Raw genomic sequence first — 22,086 nt, 5'->3', positions numbered from 1 at the left:
CCTTTCTGATTCTAGTTATATCGTATCAAAAAGAGAGGGAAATAGAAAAATAAAGTCTCTTTAGAAGGAACATCTTTTTTCTTTGTTTTAAAACTTTGCGCGTGGCAGGAAAAGGCACTGACCGATCCTATACTATACATAGCCAGTCCCTCTCGACCATTTAAAAAAATGCTTTTCTGTCGGTTTTTCATAGAGTGACTGAGTAGTTACAAAAAATGAATAGAAAAAGGCTGTCTACTATGTAGGCAGCCTTTAAAGTATTAACCGTTATGATATTTGTACATCCAAAGAAGACCGGATTTTAATAATCTCGGTACACGTCCCATTAATGGTTGGTTTGCTAGTAAACCAAATCCGTGTTTTTTGCCGAGAGAACCGAGAACACCTTTTAATTTAATAACAGGCAGTTCATCAGGAAGGGGTTCATTATTCCAACGTTTTAATAATATTCGGACAATTTGTTCTCCTTGACCTTCAGCAAGTTGAGCAGATGGTGCGTGTGGAAGTGCTGCACAATCTCCTACGACATAAACGTGCTCATTATTTGGAATATTGTGATATTTAGTTAAAACAACCCGTCCACTACCATCTTGTTCTACTGGAAGGTTTCGAACAACTTCATTTGCTTGAATACCAGCTGTCCAGACGATTGCATCACATTCAAGTGGTTCATCATGGTTGTATACAATGTTTGGTTCCACTTTTGTAATGTTAGAGTTTCGTATAATGGTAACTTTATGTTTTACAAACCATTCTTCTACGTATCTACTTAATTTCTCTGGATATGGGAATAAAATTCTATCTTTTCGATCAAATAAATAGATTTTTAAATCTGAACGGCTTTCGCGAAGTTCACTTGCCACTTCAACGCCGCTTAAACCAGCCCCAACGACAGCTACTGTTGCATTTGGTTCTAAGCTATTTAATTGTTCATATGTCTTACGTGTTTGTTCAATTGATTGTAGGCTATGTGTATATTCCTTTGCCCCAGGAACGTTATGATATTTATCTTCACAGCCAAGCCCGATAATTAAATCATCATATTGAATCGTTTCACCGCCATCGAGATGAATGGCTTTCGTTTCGAGGTCAATATTTGTTACTGTTCCGTATTGAATATTGAGACGTGGGTGCTCAGGAAACGGTATGCGAATATGCGTTTCTGAAATTGTACCCGCAACTAATGCATAATATTCAGTTTTAAAGCAATGATATGGTACTTTGTCGATTAATGTCACTTGTACATCATCTGGAAGTTGGTTGCTTGGAAGTAGCCGCTGCAGAATTCTCATTCCACCGTAGCCACCACCTAGTAGTACGAGGTGTTTCATGATGGATTACCCCTTTTCTGTTGAAATATCCCCTAATCATACAATTTTATATTAATAAAATATTTTGACTTTACACAATCAAATTATATCGAATTTGTGAACAAATAACAATGCATGAATGAATACTCTGTTGTACAATAAGAAGAAAAGTAAAGTAAATGGTTTTCATTTTCTAGTTACTATTTACTATTTCATTATGAGTAGTATGTTATATAAAGAAGACTATCTATTATGAAGTGAAATAGTGAAGTAACCAAATAGTTTAGAATATATAACGAAAACAACAAGAAACAGCTTAGTTTCCTTCTTATAAATAAAGTGGAATGGTAACAAGTAGAGAGGGTTACTTATCCGTTTCGCAAATTAGGTATGCACATACCATATAAAGTAAATGGTAATTTGTTTAGAGATACAGGGGGGAGAGAGTTTTGATTAAACCATTAATCGAATTTTGTGTAGGTAACCTTGCAAGCGGTTCGCAAGCAGCTTTAGAAAAATTAGAAAAAGATCCTAATTTAGACGTAATGGAATATGGTTGTTTAGGATATTGTGGTATCTGTTTTGAAGGTCCATTTGCACTTGTAAATGGTGAAGTGGTACAAGGTGCAACAGTAGAAGAACTTGTAAATAATGTATATGATTATATGGATGAAAATCCAATGTTTTAAAGCGTTGCAAACAGGCAACGTTTTTCTTTTTTCATTTATCCCGCTATTTGCGGGCAGTAAGACTCCCACCTCAAAATTCAGCTGAAGCAAAGAAGTTAGGTTGAAGCCCTGTTGCCCGTCCCACACTGATTAAAGTTTCACTTTATTAGGAGTGTTTATTTCGAAAAAAAAAGCCCTTTTAGAAGGGCTTTTTTCTTACACGATTTGTGTAAGAACGGCTTATTGCCAAAACACTGTCAAATATGAGAAACGGGGGACATTCATATTGTGTTCTAAAAGCATGCATTTTATACTTGAAATAATAAATTATTTTTGGAGTGAATAAAAATGAGCCAATTTTCTTTTACAAAAATGCATGGTCTTGGAAATAGTTATATATATGTAAATATGTTTGAGGAACAAATTAGAGAAGAAGATTTAGCAATTGTAGCGGAAAAGGTTTCAAATATTAATACTGGTATTGGTGCAGATGGAATGATTTTAATTTGTCCTTCTGACGTGGCACCAGTAAAAATGCGCATGTTTAATAACGATGGTTCAGAAGGAAAGAGCTGTGGAAATGGTTTACGCTGCGTAGCGAAATATGCGTATGAGCATAAACTAGTAGAAGGTAAAGTTTTCACAATTGAAACGTTAGCTGGTATTGTTACGGCAGAAGTAACGGTAGAAGATGACAAAGTTACATTAGCGAAAATCGACATGGGAGCACCTCGTTTAACACGTGAAGAGATACCGATGCTTGGTGAAGGAGAAACACCATTTATTCGTGAAAACTTCTTATACAATAATCACCGTTATGCATTTACAGCTGTTTCAATGGGGAATCCACATGCGGTTATTTTTGTTGATGATGTAGAAAAAGCGCCTCTTACAACGTTAGGACCGGTTCTTGAGACGCATGAAATGTTCCCAGAGCGAGTGAATGTTGAATTTATCGAGATTTTGAATGATGAAGAGATGAATTTCCGCGTTTGGGAACGAGGGTCTGGTGTAACACAAGCTTGCGGGACAGGAGCATGCGCAGCTGTCGTTGCGGCAATTTTAAATGGGAAAATGGAACACGGTAAAGAAATTACGGTTCACTTAGCAGGCGGCGACTTAATGATCGCATGGACAGAAGAAGGAAATGTATTAATGAAAGGACCTGCGGAAATAATTTGCCGCGGAGTGTATGAGTACAAGATAGAAGCGTAAAGATGTATAATAGAATGAGAACAGAAAGGATGGTGTATTTCATGATTGAAGTAACAGAACAAGCAGCTTTTCAAATTAAAGATATGTTAAAAGATGCTGAAGATGGAGAGAAGTACGTGCGCCTTGCTGTACATGGCGGCGGATGTAGTGGTCTTTCTTACGGCTTAGGATTTGAAGTAGAACCAAAAGAAGACGACACAGTTCTTGAGTTTTTCGGTGTTGAATTTGTTATCGATAAAGAAAGTGCTCCGATTGTAAAGGGAGTGAAAGTTGACTATAAGCAATCTATGCTTGGCGGCGGATTCACAATCGACAATCCAAACGCGATCGCATCATGTGGATGCGGATCATCTTTCCGTACAGCATCGAATGCTGGTAAGCCAGAAGATTGCTAAGTTTTTTCATCCCTTTATTCTAAGTGGAAATTGAATGGGTAGGTTGCATATAAAGACCTTCTTAGCGATGAAACCAAATCGTTAAGAAGGTCTTTTCTTTTGCGCTAAAAAGAAAAAGAGCATGACAAAGATAACGAATATATGCAAGAAGAAGGATAAAGAGGATGCATGAAGGTGCAGGCCATATCAAATTGTATAGAACTGACTCGTTCCATATTAATTAAAATACGCTGATTACTAGAAATTAAAAACTACCGGAGGAATTACAATGAAGTCATTTAAGAAAGTACTGGTATTAGGGATGACGTTGGTTACAGCATCAATATTTGGAGCTTGTTCTAACGATACAGACGTGTTAACAAAAGCGGGAGCAAAGCAACAGGTGAAATCGGAAGCGGAAGTACTAAAAGAACAGAAGGAAACCCCTATGACTACGAGCGAACGTGACAGCATTAAATATGAGGACGCTACATCATCACAGAAGCGTTATATTTCTCGTGACGAAGCCGAAAAGATTGAGGAAGGCATGACATATACGGATATTCTTAATACGATTGACTACGGTGGTGAGAACATAAAACATTATAATAACAAGGAAAAACGCGTGTTTTATACTGAAAAGGATACGGATGGTACATATGAAATTATGGTTGAATTAAATACATATGGTTACGTTGTTAATATTGAACGCACTGCTATAAAGGATGCGGATAAAGAGAGTCAGGTATCTACGAAAAGCAGTGAAGAGCCTGTAAAGGAATATGAAGAAAAAAACGACCGCGTACCGTGGTATAAAGATGTAAATAACGATTCGGCGGAAGTAGACTATAATCACTATTTGAAAATCAAAAAAGGTATGCCTGCGAATCAAGTAAAAGCTGCGATTGGACAGCCACGTATGATTGAGAAATATAAATCGTATTCAGTATACGGCTATACCGGTTATGGCGGCGAAGGAACATTACGTGTAATATTCGAACCGAATGGAACTGTTACGCAGGTAGTAGAAGATGGATTACAACGATAATAAATTAATTACGGGAACAATTGCAGTAAAGTTGTCAGTGGCTTTATAAAGTCTTGGAGAGAGAACCGTGAGTAATCGGAGAGGACAATGATGAACGAAGATAAGATAACGATAATTATGCTAGCAGTATTAACGATAGCGTTAGTATTTGTTGGGGTTTCATCCAAATTCAATAGCCTCATTGTGGACGCTATCGCCGTACTATTTTTGTTGATAGCTACTGCAGTAGGCGCAGCGGTTGTAACAGAACGTAGATTGCGCAAAAAGAATGGGAAGTAGCAGTTTTTTGTACGAGCGGGAGGGGACGCAAGATTGACGATGTTTTTGAATTCGTAAGGAGATATGTGATTAAACCTATAACTAGATTTGTAAGTTACATTGTAATAGATATCATAATAGAGTGCGTAATAGAAGGTGTAATAAGCGGTATAAGGAAATTACGTGATAAGATTCGTGACAAGTGGAAAAATTGGCGTGGAAGACGTTATTGGCGTTAATAGATTGTCATGACTAGGCTAGATGAGTGTCAATAACGTTTTCAATGAAAAAACACTGATTAAAGTTTTAATTTACTATCTTACAAAAGTGTAATGTTTATGTCATGTTTTTGAATTTCTTCTTTAAAGTTTAGGCTTTAAAATAACAATATAAGAAAAACATATGAGGTGAAGGAATTGAAAAGATATATTGCACTTTTTAGTATTTTAGTCGTATTTGCAAGCCTATTAGTTGGCTGTGATTTAAACCGTATGGGTAAAGATGAGTATTACGTTCAAATTACAGTAGATGGAAAAGAATATCATAGTAAAGCTGATAATGGTGAGAAGTTTAAAGATTACGAATATAAACTAACTGGTTTTGATAAAGACGGTAAAGAGAAAGAATTAGAATTCATAGCGCAAAAAAATCTTCGTAAAGAAGCATTCCTACGTGTATATCATTCAGATAAAAAGGGTGTATCTGCTTGGGAAGAAGTGAAGAAAGACGAGCTTCCTGCGAAAGTGAAAGAAAAATTAGGTGTGAAATAAGACAGATGGAAAAGGAATTGACGAACAGGGTCAATTCCTTTTTTTACTTTCAAAATCCTCTTCTGAAATGACTTTAAATCCGTGTCTTTTAAATAAAGCAGTTGTCACTCCGTAACCAGTTTGTTTATTGCCGTTAAATTCCCCTGTGTAAATAGTAGAACTACCACAAGATGGACTGCGTTCTTTTAAAATTATATATTCTGGGTTTAAATCTTTTATTTGTTCTAATGCTTTATAAGCACCACGTACGAAAGCTTCCGTGACATCTTGTCCTTCTTTCGTCATTACTTTTGCTTTTCCATCTAAAACATCATCGCCATTACCGCCGATAATTTCAGCAGAAGGGCGTGGTGTTGGTAAACCGCCTAATACTTCGGGACAAACAAGGATGGTATCTTCCCTCTGTAATAACTCTTCTATTTGTGAAACGAGGTTATCGTTACCGTCATAACGACAAGCAATACCACCTAAACAAGCACTAATTACAATCATATTTTCATCTCCAATAAAGTGAAAATTTAATCAGTGGGGGTTTTGTCCATCCCCCACTGATTATTAGTTGAACCAATCGGGCTCTTACTGCCCGTTAATGCGGGATAAAAAATATTAAATATCACGCCAATTTCTCTTCCTATTTCTTACCTATAAGTGAGGTGATAAAAATGGGAAGCTTATATAATTTAATGAAACCATATAGTCAATTTCGAAGTAAAGAAGAGTTTAATACATATCAAAAACAAGTTTTGAAGTGCTATCGATTTCACTTGAATAAAACGGATTCTATCATTATTCATTTTTTAGGAAAGTATGCAGTGAATGAGAAACAGAAAACAGTGGGAGTTGCTTGTCCGTTAATGGAGACGATTGCTACAAATGTTGGAAAGAGTATTCGTACAGTACGCCGCTCGATTGCAAAGTTAGAGGAACTAGGGATTATAAAACGTGTTGCGACAAAAGAAAGATATAAGCGCGGGGGATATAGTGCAAACTTATATGTATTTCTTAAATCTGCAATTGACCGCATGGATGACCGTATGAAAATGTCCGCATGTGAAAGTGATGATCGTACAGATGGCTGTAGTGGAAACGAGCAAAAAAATGAGGAGGAAACAATTCTTTCTAAAAACATTCCACAAATAAAAGATAAAAGAAAAGTAACGTACGAGCTTGATGAAACGTATTGTCGTCACGATATACCGAAGCCTTTTATATATGCACTGGTGCCGATGACGAGTAATCCGAAGAAGATTAATATATTTTGGAGTAAGGTGGAACTTGCTTATAAAAAGAGCGGATTACTAGAGCAAGGTGCTTTATTAGAGGGGATATTAGCTGATGAAGAAGCGTATGGAAATTTAATTTGGAGGGTGAAAAGTGTTGTGAGAGCGTATAAGTACGGAGAAATTCGTAAAGATGTTGGAGCACTATTGTATAGTACGATGCGAGATTTATTTTTAGAAATTGGATTAGAGTGGGGAGCGGCATTAAGGAGAAGTAAGGGAATACCGTTATTCGATCCATTTAAAAAAGAGCCATGCGTATAATACATGACTCCAAGTAGCTAATCGAACTTTCTTACAACTGGAACACGAATTGCTACAAATAGTACAAAGACGATAACAGCGATTGCACCGCTTTTCATAACCGTTACAATTGGAATGCCTATCCCAAGTGCAAGCGATGTAAATGCGTAAGAGAGCGGAATGAATCCCATCGATGAAAGCATGAGTAAGCTCATAACGCGTCCCATCATCTCTTCTTTTACTGTTGATTGAATCATCGCCATAAGTGGAACGATAGCCATCGCAATTGTAATACCGTAAAACATTCCAGCTAATAACGCTTGCCAAAGTACGGTGCTAAAGTTGATGGCTAGGAAGAATACACCAGACAGTAGCATCATGATAATACAAAATAGACCACGTCTGCGGTTAATGTTTTTTAATCCGACAATGACAGCTCCTATCGCCATCCCGCCGCCAACAGACGCTTCTAAGTAACTAAACTGAAGTGAATCACCGTGCAGAACGTTTTTGACGAAGAGCGGGAAGCCTACTTGCATTGGGCCGATTAAAAATAAATTTAAAAAGGCGCTACATATAAGGAAAGTTGAAAGAAATGGTGATTCTTTTACATATGAAATTCCCTCTTTAATAGAAGTAAACATGCCTTTATCTGTTTCATTTTTTTCGGGTACTGTAAATTGTATTTTTTGAACGAGTATCGCTGCGATAATGAGTAGCAGGATTGTAATTGAAAAGATTGTTTCATAGTTCGTAAATTTAATGAGAATACCGCCAAGTACAGGGCCCAAGATGACCGATCCTTGGTTTGTCATTTGAGTAAGTGAATTTGCTTGTGTTAAACGGCTTTTTTCTACAAGTTCAGGCAGAATAGATCCATCTGCTGACCAGAAGAAAGCGTCAGCAAGTCCGAAGAACAAAGCAAACAAAGCAAATGTATATAGTGTTACATCACCGACGATGAACCAGGTGAGAATGGTTGCGACAAGAATAGCGCGAATAATATTAGAGTAAAACATAATATTTTTTTTCGGGAATTTATCAGCTAATGCACCGCCGATAATCATAAAGATGAGTCTTGGAACACTAAGAGCCACGAAAACAATACCGAGTGAAGCCTCAAGGTTTAATGTTTTTGCTATGTACCATGTTTGTGAAAAAGTAAAAAAGGCTAAAGCAAAACTTGAAAAGAGAGTAGCTGCCCAAAGAAAAAGGAAGTTCGTATTTTTTAATAACGGTTTTCCGCTTCCTTCTAAAGCAGATTTATTTTGTTGTAGTTCCTCCATATTGCTTCCTTTCTATGTACCGATTTTAGACTGAAAAACCTATTAACAATCGTTTTATCCCGCGTTAACGGGCAGTAAAACTCCCACCTCAAAATTTGGCTAGAGCAAAGAAGTTAGGCGGGAGTCGGGCTGCCCGTAACCACCCGATTGGTGAAGGCTAATACTCAGTGGGGGATGAACAAAACCCCCACTGAGCATAGTTTCACTTTATACAGTTTCTAATAGTTCTATACTGCACTTTCTCATTGTAGACAATAATAATGAATTTGCACAGTGGCTATTTAACGACAAAAAAGAAGATACCAAAGGGTATCTTCTTTTTTGTCATTCAGGCTAAAGCAATATAAATATCCAATTGTACGTTATTTGGATCAACTGCACTTTCGTCATAAAGCTCAAAGTCTGCTGTAAAAGCACGTGTGTTTTCTTTCGACCATTGCCAAATATATTCCCAAGCTTCACAAACGACTTCAGACACAGGACCTTTTCTCGTTGTAAATACCGCATACGTAGCAGCAGGTATTGTTAAGGTTGTCATATTTTCAGGAACTTCTTCTAATGAAGAAACAGGCATGCCGATAGTAAATTGATATGTACCAGTTTCATCCGATTCGTAGTTTGAGTAGAAAGCGAATGTTTCTTTTGTTTGTTGATTTGGAATTTGATGCATGATTTTTTCTTGGAAGTAGCGATTCCAAAGCACCGGAATCTTTCCTTCATTTGATGCTTCTTTTTCGTTTGTAGTTGTAATAGAAACACCGATTGCTTGGAAAGCTTCTTTTTTTACGATAATAGGTTCTTTCATTAATAAAACCTCCCTTTATTAAATGAAACGTACGTTCTGTTTTATTGTAACATATTTTGGAAAGAAGTAGTGTTTTTTATCAAATTGCGATGTATTTTAGTTAGGAAAAAGAGAGAGTATGAAAAGAACTCCTTTCATGTAAAAGGAGTTCTTTTCGTTTCTATATTAAAACATACTTGAGCTATGCATTGGTTGAAGTTTTGCGTTTGGATCGAAGTAAGCTTTTGCATTGTTTACTGCTGTCGGTGCTTCACCAAAGCCGCAAGCAATGAGTTTTACTTTTCCTTCATATGTACAAATGTCACCAGCAGCGTAAATGCCAGGAATATTTGTTTCCATTTTTGAGTTCACGAGGATGCTGTTCTTTTGAATATCTAAGTCCCAATTTTTAATTGGACCAAGCGAAGAAACGAAGCCATAGTTTACGATTACGTCATCAACATCGATGATAACTTTTTCTTCTGTTTTTACGTGCTGAAGGACAACTTGTTCAATCGTGTCATCACCGATGAGTTCAACTGGAACGTAAGGTGTGCTTACTTCTGCACGGGAATTCATTAAGCTTTCTACGCTATGTTCATGTGCACGGAATTTATCACGGCGATGAACAATTGTAACTTTGTCCGCGATCGTTTCTAACATCATTGTCCAATCTACTGCTGAGTCACCGCCGCCGAATACAACGACGCGTTTTCCAGCAAATTTATTCATATCATCAACGAAATAATGTAAGTTTTTCTTTTCGTATTTTGCTGTGCCTTCTAATTCTAAGCGGCGTGGTTGGAAAGCACCATTGCCAGCAGTAATGATGACAGATTTAGAGTAGTGAGTTTGTTTATTTGTAACAAGTTTAAATATACCGTCAGCTTGTTTTTCAAGCGTATCAACAGCTTCTTCTAAGCAAATAGTTGGATCGAACTTTTGCATTTGCTCTTTTAAGTTATCAACTAACTCTTGTGCACGCACTTTTGGGAATCCAGCTACATCATAAATATATTTTTCGGGATATAGTGCGGATAATTGCCCTCCAAGTTGAGGTAAGCTTTCAATGATTTTTACACTTGCTTGTCTCATTCCGCCATAAAATGCAGTGAATAGTCCTGTTGGGCCACCACCAATAATCGTTATGTCGTAAACTTTTTGATTTTCTGTCACTTTCATTCCCCCTATAGATGGAATTTTAATATTGATTTCATATATTGTTCATATGTACACGAAAATCCTGCAAATGATGACACTTTCAAATAAATGATAGCATATTTCAGTTAATAATACTTCTGAAAACGACTGAATAATAAGTAAGTTTGCGTATAGATGTTTTAGAATCGTATAAAATACAACGGAAGGAAAATACATGAAAAAAAGGCTAAAAAATCCTTGAAAACGCTATGTTATTTTAAAATATCGATAATTCTCTAGGTGCTTGAATTATGGAATGAAACCGACTAATATAGGGAAGTATTATGTTAAATTTCTATGACAAATTTCGTACGATTTTTTGACTGCGTTTTGTTATGATATAGAATGTGATAAATTCCACATTCTTGACAAATAGAGTTTTTAGTACTTGGTATTATTTTTTATTACTATTATATAAAGAAAAGGGTTGTGATTTAGTGAAGACTCCAAAAATCGTAGTTTTAGGTGCAGGTTATGGCGGGATGATTACGACTGTTCGTCTGCAAAAAACATTATCTGTAAGTGAAGCTGAAATTACGTTAGTAAACAACAACAGCTATCACTACCAAGCAACTTGGTTACATGAGAGTGCAGCTGGTACATTACAAGATGATAAAATCTGTCTAGATATTCAAGACGTTATCGATACAAATAAAGTGAACTTTGTACAAGATACAGTAGTAGAGATTAAAGCTGCTGAAAAACGTATTATCTTAAAAGATGGTGAATTAGAGTATGATTACTTAGTAATCGGTCTTGGTTTCGAATCAGAAACGTTCGGAATTAAAGGATTAAAAGAGCATGCATTCTCAATCACTAACATTAATGCAACTCGTCAAATTCGTGAGCATATGGAAGAAAAATTCGCTCAATATGCGACTGAAAAACGTGATGAGTTAGTAACAATCGTTGTTGGTGGCGCTGGATTTACTGGTATCGAGTACGTAGGTGAGCTTGCAAATCGTATTCCTGAACTTTGCAAAGAGTACGATGTTCCACGTGAAAAAGCACGTATCATCTGTGTAGAAGCTGCTCCAACAGCACTTCCTGGTTTCGATCCAGCATTAGTAGAGTACGCTGTAAAACAACTTGAGAAAAAAGGTGTAGAATTCCGCATCGGTACAGCAATTAAGGAAGCAACTGAAGAAGGTATTATCGTTGCCAACGGTGATGATGCTGAACTTCTTAAATCTGAAACTGTAGTTTGGGCTGCAGGTGTTCGTGGTAATGGTATTGTGGAAGAGTCTGGATTTGAAGCAATGCGCGGACGTATTAAAGTGGATGAGTACATGCACGCTCCAGGTCATGAAGATGTATTCATGGTTGGTGATGCAGCGTTAATCATCAACGAAGAGATTAACCGTCCATACCCACCAACAGCACAGATTGCAATTCAAGAAGGTTATAATATTGCACACAATTTAACTGTGTTAGTTCGCGGCAAAGGTGAAATGAAAAAGTTCGCATTTGATAATAAAGGATCTGTATGTTCATTAGGTCATGACGATGCAATGGGCGTTGTTATGGGTAAAAAGTTAACAGGTTGGAAAGCTTCATTCATGAAGAAAGTAATCGACAACCGTTACTTATTCTTACTAGGCGGACCTTTATTAGTTCTTAAAAAAGGTAAATTGAAGTTCTTTTAATATATAGTAGAAAAAGCAGAAACGGCTATGAGCTGTTTCTGCTTTTTTCGTATTGAAAATATAGTATAATATATAAAAAAGAAAGAATATTCTGTTCGTTTTGATGGAGGAGGTTATATCATGGGGAAGCGAGGGAAAGTGTGGTTAGCTGTCAGTGGCTTAGTAGCTACAGAAGATGGGAGATGGCTATTCGTTAAGAAAAAATACGGTGGATTGAAAGGGCAATGGTCTTTACCTGCTGGTTTTGTTAATGAAGGCGAGACTGTTGATGAAGCTGTGAAACGTGAAATTTTGGAAGAGACAGGCATTGTTGCTCATGTAAAGGGGATTATTGGTATTCGCTCAGGTGTTATTCATAATGAAATTAGTGATAATATGATTATTTTTCTTCTAGAGCCAGAGGGAGAAGACGTTATCGTACAGGAGAAAGAATTGTCGGAAGTAGCTTTTTTACATCCAGAAAATATTGCAGATGATCAAAATACTTCTGTACTCATCAAATATTTATTAGAAGGAAGAGCAGAGTCGCATTTTGAAATGGACAAAACATTAAATCCAGGAGAGCAATTTGGTTATACGGCTTATCATGTGTTTACGGCGTATGCGAAAGAGAGGGAGAAGAAGTGAGTATACCGGTACTACTTATTTCAATGATGTTGTTCTTTATTTTATTTTTTGGAATTGGATTTTTACTCAACATGATTTTGCGAGCTACGTGGGTAATGGTTATTGTATATCCGATTATTTGTATGCTTATTATTAATAAAGCGAGTGTATGGGACTATTTTTCAAAGCCAAAAGAAACATTTTCTTCATTTGGGACAAGTGTATCGCATTTAGGACACGCAGATGTGTTTATTCTATCTACTGGATTAGTAGGTGCTGCTTTAGCAGGAATCATAATTAAAAAACTTCGAAAAAGTGGATATCAAATGTTTTAATCTCCAATCAATTTGGAGATTATTTTTTTGCATATTCCTTCATCGTATAGGGAATGATTAACGATGAAGGAGTGTGGAATATAAAAATGTTAAAACGATATTGTATTCGCATTATGATGACTTGTTTACTTGCATTCGCATTATGCGTAACATGGCAGGCTTTCACAGGAGTTTCTTTATTAGAGATTATAAAATTATATGAAGGAACAAGTGTAAAAGAAGTACATGCAGCAGAAATTGAGAAAAAAGTTGCTCCGAGTAAAGAAGTGATAAATGCTTTAGAGCAGGCAAATGACTGGTCTAAATATCGTGTTATAGAAATGACTGCAACTGGTTATACATCAGGTATAGAGTCGACTGGAAAGAGGCCGGGGCATCCAGAGTATGGCATTACATATTCAGGTGTTAAAGCAAAAAGGGATTTATATTCCACAATCGCTGCCGATTTACGCGTATTCCCGCTTGGGACAATTCTATTCGTGCCAGGTTACGGATATGGTGTTGTAGCTGATAAGGGCGGTGCTATAAAAGGAAATCGTCTCGATTTATATTATGATACGGTGAAAGATGTTTATAGCCAATGGGGTAAGAAAAAAGTAAATGTGTATATAGTGAAAATAGGAAATGGCAAGTTTTCGGAAGAAGAGTTAACGATGTTAAATCAAGACGAAACGATGCAAGTGTTTCGTGGACAATATTTAAAACAAAGATAGTCTAGTGGCAATAACGCTAGACTTTTTTCTTGTCTTATTTCACCATAGAAGATATTGGAGATAGCATCTTTATCCTGCTATTTGCGGCCGGTAAAACCCCCACTGATTAAAGTTTCACTTTATATGAAATAACAGAATTTAGAATTGTCGCATTTTATCGAAAATAAAGTTATAATGGACGTAGAGAAATTTAGGGGGTCTGAACATGTTTCAAGTACAAAAAGAATTAGTAAGTCATGAAGCGGTAATTGTTGCCTTATTTGAAGAAGATAAAAAGAGTAGCTTTGTACAAGAACTGGATAAAGCGTTTGAAGGACAATTACAAGTTTTATTAGAAGAAAAAGAACTTTCAACTAAGAAGAAAGCCATTTCAAAAGTACATAGCTTAGGAAAAACAAATGTTAAACGTTATTATTTTGTTGGTTTAGGTAAGAAAGAGTCATATACAACGGAAACGTTACGTGCTGCTCTTGGTAAGGCGTTTAAAGCATTACAAGCAGCAAAAGTACAAGATGCAGCAATCTTACTTGATTCTTTCGTGACAGATAAATTAGATGCGATTGATGTAGCTCATATTGCGGCAGAAGTACAAGGTCTTGGTACATATGAATTACAAACGTATAAAACAGATAAAAAGGATCGTGTAGAATTAGAGAAGTTTACGGCTATTACAGCAGAAGATGCACAAGAAATTGAAGCAGCATTAACTGTAGGATACGTACATGGACGTGCAACGAATTCAGCTCGTACGCTTGTAAATATGCCGCCAAACGTATTAACAGCGACAAAGCTTGCTGAGTATGCAGTTGAATTAGCAGAAAAATACGATATGGATTATAAGGTTCTTGAGAAAGAAGAGATGGAAGAGCTTGGTATGGGTGCATTACTTGCAGTAAACCAAGGATCTACTGAACCGCCAAAAATGATTGCTCTTATTTATAAAGGAAAAGAAGAGTGGAAAGATGTAATTGGATTTGTTGGAAAAGGGATTACATATGATACAGGCGGTTATTCTTTAAAACCACGTGAAGGCATGGTTGGTATGAAAGGTGATATGGGCGGAGCTGCAGCTGTTCTTGGCGCGATGGAGATCATCGGTGAACTTCGTCCAGAGCAAAATGTAATTGCTGTTATTCCATCAACTGACAACGTTGTAAGTGGTACAGCATTTAAGCCAGATGATGTTATTACATCTATGAGCGGAAAAACAATTGAAGTATTAAATACAGATGCAGAAGGTCGCCTAGCGTTAGCTGACGGTATTACGTATGCGAAGAAACTTGGCGCAAATTACTTAGTTGATGTTGCAACATTAACAGGCGGTGTAATTGTTGCACTTGGAAATCATACAACAGGCGCGATGACAAATAATGAAGAATTGTTTGAACAAGTGTTAGAGGCTTCTATGGAAACGGATGAGCCAATTTGGCAATTGCCGATTTTTGAACGTGATAAAGAACGTGTCAAAAACAGTAAATTTGCTGATTTAAATAACTCACCAGGCCGTGAAGGACATGCGGTTATGGCTGGGACATTCCTTGGTGAATTTGCAGAAGAAACACCATGGGTACACTTAGACATCGCTGGAACATCTGAAACATCAGGAGCACATGATTTAGGACCATCTGGAGCAACAGGTGCAATGGTGCGTACACTTGCAACACTTGTTGAGCGTTTCGGAGAAGAATAATTTTTGAAGAAAGGGCTGTCTCAAATTTTTGGGATAGCCTTTTCTTATTGATATGGTATGACTATTGTCAGTTTTTGTCGGTAAGTCGATATATTTGGAGTTACGTTGATATAATTTCATTTACTATTTTACCGTTTCAAAAAGTGCTACATAGTGAAAGATTCGTCCTATAAAGAAATCGTATATAACGTCCCGCCTAAAGCGAATGAAGTACGCCCTGTTTCCTCAGAGACAACTAATATAAGTGCATCAATTTTCTCGGATAAGCCAATTGCAGCCCTATGACGTGTTCCTAGCTCAGGATTGATTTCCATGCTTTTTGTTAATGGGAGAATATTAGCTGCTGAGACAATATGATTATTTTTAATGAGAACGGCTCCGTCATGAAGAGGGTTCCCTGGATAAAAAATCGATTCAAGTAGTGGCGCGGTTAAGTGTGCGTTTAATGTCGTTCCAGTTTGAATGAAAGAATCAATAGCGTCACTTCGTTCCACAATAATAAGAGCACCGTGTTTTCGAGCGCTTAAATGTTGGACAGCTGTAGTGATGAAATGTGAACTTTCCGTATAAGGTGATAAATATGCTTGAATATAATATGTAGCTGCTAACGTCTGTACATTTGTTAACATATGATGAATATCTTCCATTTTACATAAAATACATTCATCTTCTTTATCGATTGCATGCTTCATGTTTGATAATTCTTTTTCAGCAATTTCAATCATCTGCTTTGTTTTTATTTTGAGCTCTTCTGACAAGCCCCATTCTTGCATAATCCTCATTCCCTTTGGTGGAGTATTTAACCATAGTGTATACAAATATTTATAGTAAAATCCTGCTAGATTTTAAAAAATATTGAGATTCAGGTTGTTTTTTTCATATAATGAAGGTACGACAGGCGAGAGGAGATGGAAGTATGAATTGGAAACAAGAATTTAGTCGCTGGCTTTCATATGCAGAATTAGACGCAGAATTAAAAGAACAGCTAGAAAACATGAAGCAAGATGAGAAGAAAATCGAGGATAGCTTTTATAAAAATCTAGAGTTCGGAACAGGTGGTATGCGTGGTGAACTTGGTGCTGGTACGAACCGTTTAAATGTATATACAGTTCGTAAAGCAACAAAAGGATTAGCTATGTTTATTGAAAAACTAGGTGAAGAAGCGAAAAAACGCGGTGTTGTTGTCGCGTATGATTCTCGTCATAAATCACCTGAATTCGCAATGGAAGTAGCTGCTACTCTTGGTGCACACGGTATTACAACATATGTATTTGAAAGCTTACGTCCAACACCAGTGCTTTCTTTCGCAGTTCGTCATTTACATACAGCAAGTGGAATCGTTCTTACGGCAAGCCATAATCCGCCCGAATATAACGGTTATAAAGTATATGGTGAAGATGGTGGCCAGTTGCCTCCAAAGGAAGCTGATGAGTTAATTAGCTACGTAAATGCAGTAGAGAATGAATTAACAGTTGAAGTTGCTGATGTTGAGCAATTAAAAGCTGACGGTTTATTACATATAATTGGACAAGAAGTAGATGATGCTTATGCAGCAGAATTGAACAATGTCATTATTAATAAAGAGATGGTGAAAGAAGTAGGAAAAGATTTAAAAATCGTCTTTACACCATTGCATGGAACATCAAATATTTCGGTACGCCGTGGTTTAGAAGAAGTTGGATTTACAGATGTAACAGTTGTAAAAGAGCAAGAGTTACCAGATCCAAATTTCTCTACAGTAAAATCACCAAACCCAGAAGAGCATGCAGCGTTTGAGTATGCAATTCGCGACGGTGAAAAAGTAGGCGCAGATGTGTTAATCGCAACAGATCCTGATGCAGACCGTCTAGGTGTAGCAGTTCGCAATCACGATGGTGAGTTCCAAGTATTAACTGGTAACCAAACAGGTGCGTTAATGCTTGATTACTTATTATCACAAAAGAAGGAAAACGGAACGCTTCCAGAAAACGGTGTTGTTTTAAAAACAATCGTAACGTCTGAAATTGGCCGTACAATCGCAAAAGCATACGGTTTAGATACAGTTGATACGTTAACTGGATTTAAATTTATCGGTGAAAAAATTAAACAGTATGAAGAAAGCGGACAATATGAATTCCAATTCGGTTATGAGGAAAGCTACGGTTATTTAATCCGTCCATTCTGCCGTGATAAAGATGCGGTGCAATCCGTCCTATTTGCATGTGAAGTAGCTGCATACTACAAATCACAAGGTAAAACGTTATACGATGGTCTGCTAGAAGTATTTAAGAAGTATGGGTTCTTCCGTGAGGACCTTGTATCGTTAACGTTAAAAGGAAAAGATGGTGCCGAACAGATTCAAAAGATGATGGCAACATTCCGTGAGAATCCTCCGAAAGAAGTAGCTGGTTTAACAGTTGTTGCAGTTGAGGATTATAAAGAAAGCATCATTACAACGTTACAAGATGGAAATAAGGAAGAGATTCACTTACCGAAATCAAATGTGTTAAAATATCAATTAGAAGATAGTTCTTGGTTCTGCTTACGTCCATCTGGAACAGAGCCGAAAATTAAATTCTACTTTGGTGTACAAGATGATTCCTTACAAAATAGTGAACAAAAGTTACTTACTATTAAAGAAGATATTATGAATTGTTTATAATAGAATAGAGTGCTACTGATAGGAAAAGAGGAGAACGGAGAACGGCCTCCTCTTTTCTTGTAGTTTTGTTTGATGTAGAGGATTATTACGAGCGAGTGTTATAAATTTACACTTTACTAAGAGAATTAGAATGAAAAGCGAGGGTATTTGTCATGAAAAAAGTGAGAAAAGCAATTATCCCGGCAGCGGGATTAGGAACACGCTTTTTACCAGCAACGAAAGCAATGCCAAAAGAAATGCTTCCAATTGTAGATAAACCAACAATTCAATACATCGTAGAAGAAGCAGTAAAATCAGGCATCGAAGATATTATTATCGTTACTGGTAAAGGAAAGCGCTCTATCGAAGATCATTTTGATAACGCATTTGAATTAGAGCAAAACTTATTAGAGAAGAAAAAGTATGAGTTACTTGAAAAAGTACAAGCTTCTTCTAAAATGGTAGATATCCATTACATTCGACAAAAAGAACCAAAAGGATTAGGACATGCTGTTTGGTGCGCACGTAAATTCATTGGTGATGAGCCGTTTGCAGTATTATTAGGCGATGATATCGTTCAAGCTGAAAAACCATGTTTACGTCAATTAATGGACGAGTATGACAAAACACTTTCTTCTGTTATTGGTGTACAAACTGTTCCTGAAGCAGAAACACATCGCTATGGAATTATTGATCCGTTAGAGCAAGAGGGACGTCGTTATCAAGTTCGTAAATTCGTTGAGAAACCAGCGCAAGGTACTGCGCCTTCAAACTTAGCGATTATGGGACGTTACATTTTAACTCCTGAAATCTTTATGTTCTTGGAACAGCAACAAGTTGGAGCGGGTGGCGAAATTCAGTTAACGGATGCAATTCAAAGCTTAAATGAAATTCAACGTGTATTTGCATATGATTTTGAAGGAAAGCGTTATGACGTTGGTGAAAAATTAGGATTTGTTCAAACGACAATTGAAATGGCATTGCAACACCCAGAATTACGTGATGATATGCTAGTAATGATGAAGAAAGTTTTAGACGAGCAAATGAAGCAAGAGTCTTAATATAGTGATATAATCCCCTGTTGGATGAGCGGTAAAGGAACGTATTTACTGCTTAATCTAAAGGGGATTTTTTTGAGAAAAAAAGACACTCTGGAAAGAGTGTCTTTAATTAGAACTTAAATTTTTATCGGTAGGATTCAATTCATTAGCTTTTGATTTAATTTCATCAGTAATAGCGATATTAATATTTCCAGCTGCTTTTTTGTATTCCTGAATTAATGTATTAACGTTTTGGTTGAATGTGATTAAACTGCCACTTGGAGATTGAGCTTGTTCATTGAGAGCGGTAATAATACCATATATTTTTTTATATTCTTCATAGGTTTCTTTATACTTATTTGGCTGTTCTTTTGCAGCTTCAGAGACTAACTTTAAATCTGTTCCCATATTGCTGTAAAACGTATCTACAGTCGTAACCGTCCCATCAATTTCTGTTCTCTTAGATCTAAGCGCATTATTGAAGTCATTTCTTTGATCAATCGCTTTTGACCATGTAGTTGAATACTCGGATAATACATAAGAAGCTGAATATCTAAAGGTTTCTATATCATTATAAAAAGATGCCGCAGCAATTAAGTAATCAGCTTCTTTTTTCTTTTGGGCTTGAATAGCTTGATATTCTTCCTCCATATTCGTTACTTTTGTTATCGTAAAGAGAAGGATGATGATTGATATAACTGATGTAAGAAAGAGTATTATAGATGTTAATAAAGATTTTTTTGCTGGTAATTTTCGTACTTTCTTAATTAACCCAATAACAATAAAGATTAAGGCTGTGCATAAACTAATTATAGTAAGTATTAAAAAGAAAAATGCTAGACCGTTTCCAAAGGTATATTGCATTCCTAACTCGCTATTTCCATATAATTTGTAACTGATGCTCATACCTAGTATGAAAAATAAAGATAGTACTCCGACACTTATTTTAATAAGTGTATTTTTTGATAGCTTCACTGATTTTCCTCCAAAATATTGTTTTAATTAGATGTGCAAAATGTAAGATTTGCTGAACTATCATAACAAAATTTATTTCTAATATGTGTCGTATATTGTCGAAAATAAAAAATGAGTTATTTCAGTATACTGAAATAACTCATTTTTTATTATGAAATCGTCGAATGAGAATGCTGATAAGCGGAACGACGTACAGCATAGTATATGCGAGGTGCGATAATAGCGCCGATAATTGTAAACGCAATATCCTTTACTGCGAACCACATCATAATCATCCAGGCAGCTTTATAACTCATATTACCACCCATGAAAATATTGACTGCCCCGTACATATAAGTAGTACCGATAATATACGTTAAAATGATTCCGACGAAAGAAGAAATTGCAAAGGTGCTGAATGTTGGTCGTTCTTTTTGTTCTACTAGTTTTCCTGATACGTAAGCAACGATAATAAATGCGATAATAAAACCACCAGTAGGATCTAAAAGTGCTCCAAATCCAGCTTTGAAGTTAGCGAAGATTGGCGCACCTGCTACTCCAACAAGCATGTAAACAGTCATTGATAATGCCCCAAGTCTACTCCCAAGAAGAAGACCTGCTAAAATTGCGAAAAATGGTTGCATAGATAATGGAATGCCCGCTATTTGTAAGAATGGTGCCCACGATACAATATTTGCACCAATAGCCATAAGAGCGACGAACATGGCAGCTAATGCTAAATCTAAAACATGAAGCTTCTTCATAATGTTAACCTCCAGTTGTGTTTAGGTTAACATTATCGTAGCGAAAATATTTACTTGTTGTCAATCAAAATATTTTGATAAGAAGGCTTTAAATAGTCTCTAAGCAATGTGTATGGAATACGAAACTGCGGAATTCCGCTTGAATAAGGAGCAATTTCATATAAAGAGAAATAAATTACAAGATTATCCGGTTCTAAAAAGTAGTGAAACTTTTTAGTGCTCGTTACTTTTTCGACTGCATCAGGAAAATAAATGCTTTCATTTTGTTTAATTTGTCTTACAATCTCTGTGCGAATTATTTCTTTATATTTATCCTCTTGTTGAAATAAATCGTCTAAGTGTAATAATTTTTTTTCGTTTAAATCAAATGTATTTGCCTTCCACGTATACAGTCCGTGCGCTCCGCCTGTATATTGATAGTAATTCACATATAGGCTGAGGAAAGGTGGTTTGTTTAAAGCTACTTTATAGTCAACATTTGCAACGTATGGATGAAAAGGTGTGCTAGATCCTTCTGTTTCCTCATAATATTTCTTCGCTTCTTTTTCTAATTTACTTTTAAATTTAGTAGTAGAGTTTTTGTAATAGGAATTCAGCTTATTTTGAAATTTTGAATCAGAAAAGTTGTGAAAGGAAGGCCTATTAATTTGATATTCTATATAAGGTTTCTTACCTTTTTGCGTTACAGTCTTAACATTGATTGTCAGGTTGGATGCTTTGGCTGCTATTGCACAATTTGGTACAATAGTCAGCAAGGAGAACATAAGCAATAGTATACAAAATTTCTGTTTCATTTAGGTGAAACCTCCTTATATAAGTGTTATAGGTAGTTTGAAATTAAACAGGTAAAATTATACATTTGATCTAAAGTGAGAGAGGTTGAAAACGATATGTCAAAAACTTTAATGGATTCGCTTGGAATTGAGTTGTTAGAAATGACAGAGGATAAAGTAGTTGCTACAATGCCTGTTGATGAACGCACGCATCAGCCGTTTGGATTTTTACACGGTGGTGCATCTGTTGCATTAGCAGAAACTGTGGCAAGTGTTGGTTCATACAATTTAATTGATCAAGAAAAATGTATTTGTTTCGGATTAGAAATTAATGCAAATCATATTCGCTCAAAGCAAGATGGAATTGTAACAGCAATTGGAACACCGATACATAGAGGACAATCGACAATGGTTTGGGATATTCGCATCATTGATGAAAATGATGAGTTACTATGTATATCAAGATGTACAGTAGCAATTAAAGAAAAACGTGAAAAGTAAAAAGAGGC

General features: G+C 36.3%; 25 protein-coding genes. 16 read left to right on the top strand and 9 right to left on the bottom strand.

Annotated features, from left to right (window positions below):
• Positions 1-260 precede the first annotated feature (260 nt).
• Positions 261-1,331 carry an NAD(P)/FAD-dependent oxidoreductase gene (locus tag JFT95_RS22415; RefSeq protein WP_201053277.1) on the bottom strand — a complete coding sequence of 357 codons (1,071 nt, stop codon included), beginning with the start codon at positions 1,329-1,331 and terminating at the stop codon, positions 261-263.
• A 428-nt stretch (positions 1,332-1,759) separates the two neighbouring features.
• Between JFT95_RS22415 and JFT95_RS22410 the strand changes: the two genes are divergently transcribed.
• The 7 genes from JFT95_RS22410 to JFT95_RS22385 all read left to right on the top strand — a co-directional run bounded on the left by JFT95_RS22410 (position 1,760) and on the right by JFT95_RS22385 (position 5,643).
• Positions 1,760-1,999 (top strand): YuzB family protein, encoded by a 240-nt coding sequence (locus tag JFT95_RS22410; protein ID WP_002015892.1) that lies wholly within the window; start codon positions 1,760-1,762, stop codon positions 1,997-1,999.
• A 327-nt stretch (positions 2,000-2,326) separates the two neighbouring features.
• Positions 2,327-3,193, top strand: coding sequence for a diaminopimelate epimerase (gene dapF / locus JFT95_RS22405; protein WP_002015893.1), 867 nt, complete (start codon positions 2,327-2,329; stop codon positions 3,191-3,193).
• Positions 3,194-3,234: 41 nt separating this feature from the next.
• Positions 3,235-3,588, top strand: a complete 354-nt coding sequence (locus JFT95_RS22400; RefSeq protein ID WP_002034566.1) for a HesB/IscA family protein — start codon at positions 3,235-3,237, stop codon at positions 3,586-3,588.
• Positions 3,589-3,856: 268 nt separating this feature from the next.
• Entirely contained in the window at positions 3,857-4,615 is a 759-nt protein-coding gene (locus JFT95_RS22395) for a hypothetical protein (protein WP_088040356.1), read from the top strand.
• 87 nt (positions 4,616-4,702) lie between these two features.
• Positions 4,703-4,894: a hypothetical protein gene (locus JFT95_RS22390; RefSeq protein WP_002166530.1), complete on the top strand. Its 192-nt coding sequence runs from the start codon at positions 4,703-4,705 to the stop codon at positions 4,892-4,894.
• Between the two features lie 32 nt (positions 4,895-4,926).
• Positions 4,927-5,112, top strand: a complete 186-nt coding sequence (locus JFT95_RS29665; protein WP_088040355.1) for a hypothetical protein — start codon at positions 4,927-4,929, stop codon at positions 5,110-5,112.
• A 177-nt stretch (positions 5,113-5,289) separates the two neighbouring features.
• Complete coding sequence (locus JFT95_RS22385) at positions 5,290-5,643, top strand: YxeA family protein (RefSeq protein ID WP_061690102.1); 354 nt, start codon at positions 5,290-5,292, stop codon at positions 5,641-5,643.
• A 30-nt stretch (positions 5,644-5,673) separates the two neighbouring features.
• On the opposite strand, the gene JFT95_RS22380 is transcribed toward JFT95_RS22385, so the two are convergent.
• Complete coding sequence (locus tag JFT95_RS22380) at positions 5,674-6,135, bottom strand: 2-thiouracil desulfurase family protein (RefSeq protein WP_002089319.1); 462 nt, start codon at positions 6,133-6,135, stop codon at positions 5,674-5,676.
• A gap of 170 nt (positions 6,136-6,305) precedes the next feature.
• Here JFT95_RS22380 and JFT95_RS22375 point away from each other — a divergent pair, with 170 nt between their 5' ends.
• A complete protein-coding gene (locus JFT95_RS22375) occupies positions 6,306-7,187 on the top strand; it encodes a helix-turn-helix domain-containing protein (RefSeq protein WP_201053276.1) in 882 nt (293 codons plus the stop codon).
• Positions 7,188-7,204: 17 nt separating this feature from the next.
• On the opposite strand, the gene JFT95_RS22370 is transcribed toward JFT95_RS22375, so the two are convergent.
• From JFT95_RS22370 to JFT95_RS22360, 3 genes are all read right to left on the bottom strand, one after another.
• Positions 7,205-8,452 (bottom strand): MFS transporter, encoded by a 1,248-nt coding sequence (locus JFT95_RS22370; RefSeq protein WP_002034542.1) that lies wholly within the window; start codon positions 8,450-8,452, stop codon positions 7,205-7,207.
• Between the two features lie 328 nt (positions 8,453-8,780).
• Positions 8,781-9,257, bottom strand: coding sequence for a GyrI-like domain-containing protein (locus tag JFT95_RS22365; protein ID WP_002167457.1), 477 nt, complete (start codon positions 9,255-9,257; stop codon positions 8,781-8,783).
• A 165-nt stretch (positions 9,258-9,422) separates the two neighbouring features.
• Entirely contained in the window at positions 9,423-10,412 is a 990-nt protein-coding gene (locus JFT95_RS22360) for an NAD(P)/FAD-dependent oxidoreductase (RefSeq protein WP_201053275.1), read from the bottom strand.
• A gap of 461 nt (positions 10,413-10,873) precedes the next feature.
• Here JFT95_RS22360 and JFT95_RS22355 point away from each other — a divergent pair, with 461 nt between their 5' ends.
• From JFT95_RS22355 to pepA, 5 genes are all read left to right on the top strand, one after another.
• Entirely contained in the window at positions 10,874-12,082 is a 1,209-nt protein-coding gene (locus JFT95_RS22355; protein WP_002067919.1) for an NAD(P)/FAD-dependent oxidoreductase, read from the top strand.
• Between the two features lie 120 nt (positions 12,083-12,202).
• Positions 12,203-12,709 carry an NUDIX hydrolase gene (locus JFT95_RS22350; protein WP_002015875.1) on the top strand — a complete coding sequence of 169 codons (507 nt, stop codon included), beginning with the start codon at positions 12,203-12,205 and terminating at the stop codon, positions 12,707-12,709.
• On the top strand, positions 12,706-13,023 hold the full coding sequence (locus tag JFT95_RS22345) for a YuiB family protein (protein WP_002089308.1): 318 nt from the start codon (positions 12,706-12,708) through the stop codon (positions 13,021-13,023). Before JFT95_RS22350 ends, JFT95_RS22345 begins: the two co-directional genes overlap by 4 nt.
• A gap of 86 nt (positions 13,024-13,109) precedes the next feature.
• The gene (locus JFT95_RS22340) at positions 13,110-13,736 is read left to right on the top strand and encodes a 3D domain-containing protein (protein ID WP_002129706.1); all 627 of its coding nucleotides are present in this window, start codon (positions 13,110-13,112) and stop codon (positions 13,734-13,736) included.
• Between the two features lie 205 nt (positions 13,737-13,941).
• The gene (pepA, locus tag JFT95_RS22335) at positions 13,942-15,426 is read left to right on the top strand and encodes a cytosol aminopeptidase (protein WP_002129705.1); all 1,485 of its coding nucleotides are present in this window, start codon (positions 13,942-13,944) and stop codon (positions 15,424-15,426) included.
• A gap of 167 nt (positions 15,427-15,593) precedes the next feature.
• On the opposite strand, the gene cdaS is transcribed toward pepA, so the two are convergent.
• Positions 15,594-16,199, bottom strand: coding sequence for a sporulation-specific diadenylate cyclase CdaS (gene cdaS / locus JFT95_RS22330; RefSeq protein ID WP_002129703.1), 606 nt, complete (start codon positions 16,197-16,199; stop codon positions 15,594-15,596).
• A 143-nt stretch (positions 16,200-16,342) separates the two neighbouring features.
• Here cdaS and JFT95_RS22325 point away from each other — a divergent pair, with 143 nt between their 5' ends.
• The gene (locus JFT95_RS22325) at positions 16,343-18,067 is read left to right on the top strand and encodes a phospho-sugar mutase (protein ID WP_016127723.1); all 1,725 of its coding nucleotides are present in this window, start codon (positions 16,343-16,345) and stop codon (positions 18,065-18,067) included.
• Positions 18,068-18,219: 152 nt separating this feature from the next.
• Complete coding sequence (gene galU, locus JFT95_RS22320) at positions 18,220-19,107, top strand: UTP--glucose-1-phosphate uridylyltransferase GalU (protein WP_002015869.1); 888 nt, start codon at positions 18,220-18,222, stop codon at positions 19,105-19,107.
• A gap of 105 nt (positions 19,108-19,212) precedes the next feature.
• Here galU and JFT95_RS22315 read toward each other — a convergent pair whose 3' ends face one another.
• The 3 genes from JFT95_RS22315 to JFT95_RS22305 all read right to left on the bottom strand — a co-directional run bounded on the left by JFT95_RS22315 (position 19,213) and on the right by JFT95_RS22305 (position 21,598).
• A complete protein-coding gene (locus JFT95_RS22315; protein ID WP_078178517.1) occupies positions 19,213-20,061 on the bottom strand; it encodes a hypothetical protein in 849 nt (282 codons plus the stop codon).
• A 149-nt stretch (positions 20,062-20,210) separates the two neighbouring features.
• A complete protein-coding gene (locus tag JFT95_RS22310) occupies positions 20,211-20,804 on the bottom strand; it encodes a biotin transporter BioY (protein WP_002015867.1) in 594 nt (197 codons plus the stop codon).
• 50 nt (positions 20,805-20,854) lie between these two features.
• A complete protein-coding gene (locus JFT95_RS22305) occupies positions 20,855-21,598 on the bottom strand; it encodes a DUF3298 and DUF4163 domain-containing protein (RefSeq protein WP_002129698.1) in 744 nt (247 codons plus the stop codon).
• A 96-nt stretch (positions 21,599-21,694) separates the two neighbouring features.
• On the opposite strand from JFT95_RS22305, the gene JFT95_RS22300 reads away from it, so the two are divergent.
• A complete protein-coding gene (locus JFT95_RS22300; RefSeq protein WP_002034550.1) occupies positions 21,695-22,078 on the top strand; it encodes a hotdog fold thioesterase in 384 nt (127 codons plus the stop codon).
• Positions 22,079-22,086: the final 8 nt, after the last annotated feature.

It is taken from the genome of Bacillus sp. TH17 (genome assembly GCF_016651125.1).
Classification (GTDB): domain Bacteria; phylum Bacillota; class Bacilli; order Bacillales; family Bacillaceae_G; genus Bacillus_A; species Bacillus_A mycoides.
The sequence above is the reverse complement of the archived record's forward strand: the minus strand, read 5'-3'. Positions and strand labels throughout refer to the sequence as shown.

Coding starts and splice junctions, on each gene's coding strand:
- JFT95_RS22365 (WP_002167457.1), bottom strand. CDS start 9,257: ATGAAAGAACCTATTATCGTAAAAAAAGAAGCTTTCCAAGCAATCGGT.
- pepA (WP_002129705.1), top strand. CDS start 13,942: ATGTTTCAAGTACAAAAAGAATTAGTAAGTCATGAAGCGGTAATTGTT.
- cdaS (WP_002129703.1), bottom strand. CDS start 16,199: ATGCAAGAATGGGGCTTGTCAGAAGAGCTCAAAATAAAAACAAAGCAG.
- JFT95_RS22310 (WP_002015867.1), bottom strand. CDS start 20,804: ATGAAGAAGCTTCATGTTTTAGATTTAGCATTAGCTGCCATGTTCGTC.
- JFT95_RS22300 (WP_002034550.1), top strand. CDS start 21,695: ATGTCAAAAACTTTAATGGATTCGCTTGGAATTGAGTTGTTAGAAATG.
- JFT95_RS22380 (WP_002089319.1), bottom strand. CDS start 6,135: ATGATTGTAATTAGTGCTTGTTTAGGTGGTATTGCTTGTCGTTATGAC.
- dapF (WP_002015893.1), top strand. CDS start 2,327: ATGAGCCAATTTTCTTTTACAAAAATGCATGGTCTTGGAAATAGTTAT.
- galU (WP_002015869.1), top strand. CDS start 18,220: ATGAAAAAAGTGAGAAAAGCAATTATCCCGGCAGCGGGATTAGGAACA.
- JFT95_RS22350 (WP_002015875.1), top strand. CDS start 12,203: ATGGGGAAGCGAGGGAAAGTGTGGTTAGCTGTCAGTGGCTTAGTAGCT.
- JFT95_RS22340 (WP_002129706.1), top strand. CDS start 13,110: ATGTTAAAACGATATTGTATTCGCATTATGATGACTTGTTTACTTGCA.
- JFT95_RS22325 (WP_016127723.1), top strand. CDS start 16,343: ATGAATTGGAAACAAGAATTTAGTCGCTGGCTTTCATATGCAGAATTA.
- JFT95_RS22390 (WP_002166530.1), top strand. CDS start 4,703: ATGATGAACGAAGATAAGATAACGATAATTATGCTAGCAGTATTAACG.
- JFT95_RS22370 (WP_002034542.1), bottom strand. CDS start 8,452: ATGGAGGAACTACAACAAAATAAATCTGCTTTAGAAGGAAGCGGAAAA.
- JFT95_RS22395 (WP_088040356.1), top strand. CDS start 3,857: ATGAAGTCATTTAAGAAAGTACTGGTATTAGGGATGACGTTGGTTACA.
- JFT95_RS22375 (WP_201053276.1), top strand. CDS start 6,306: ATGGGAAGCTTATATAATTTAATGAAACCATATAGTCAATTTCGAAGT.
- JFT95_RS22305 (WP_002129698.1), bottom strand. CDS start 21,598: ATGAAACAGAAATTTTGTATACTATTGCTTATGTTCTCCTTGCTGACT.
- JFT95_RS22400 (WP_002034566.1), top strand. CDS start 3,235: ATGATTGAAGTAACAGAACAAGCAGCTTTTCAAATTAAAGATATGTTA.
- JFT95_RS22415 (WP_201053277.1), bottom strand. CDS start 1,331: ATGAAACACCTCGTACTACTAGGTGGTGGCTACGGTGGAATGAGAATT.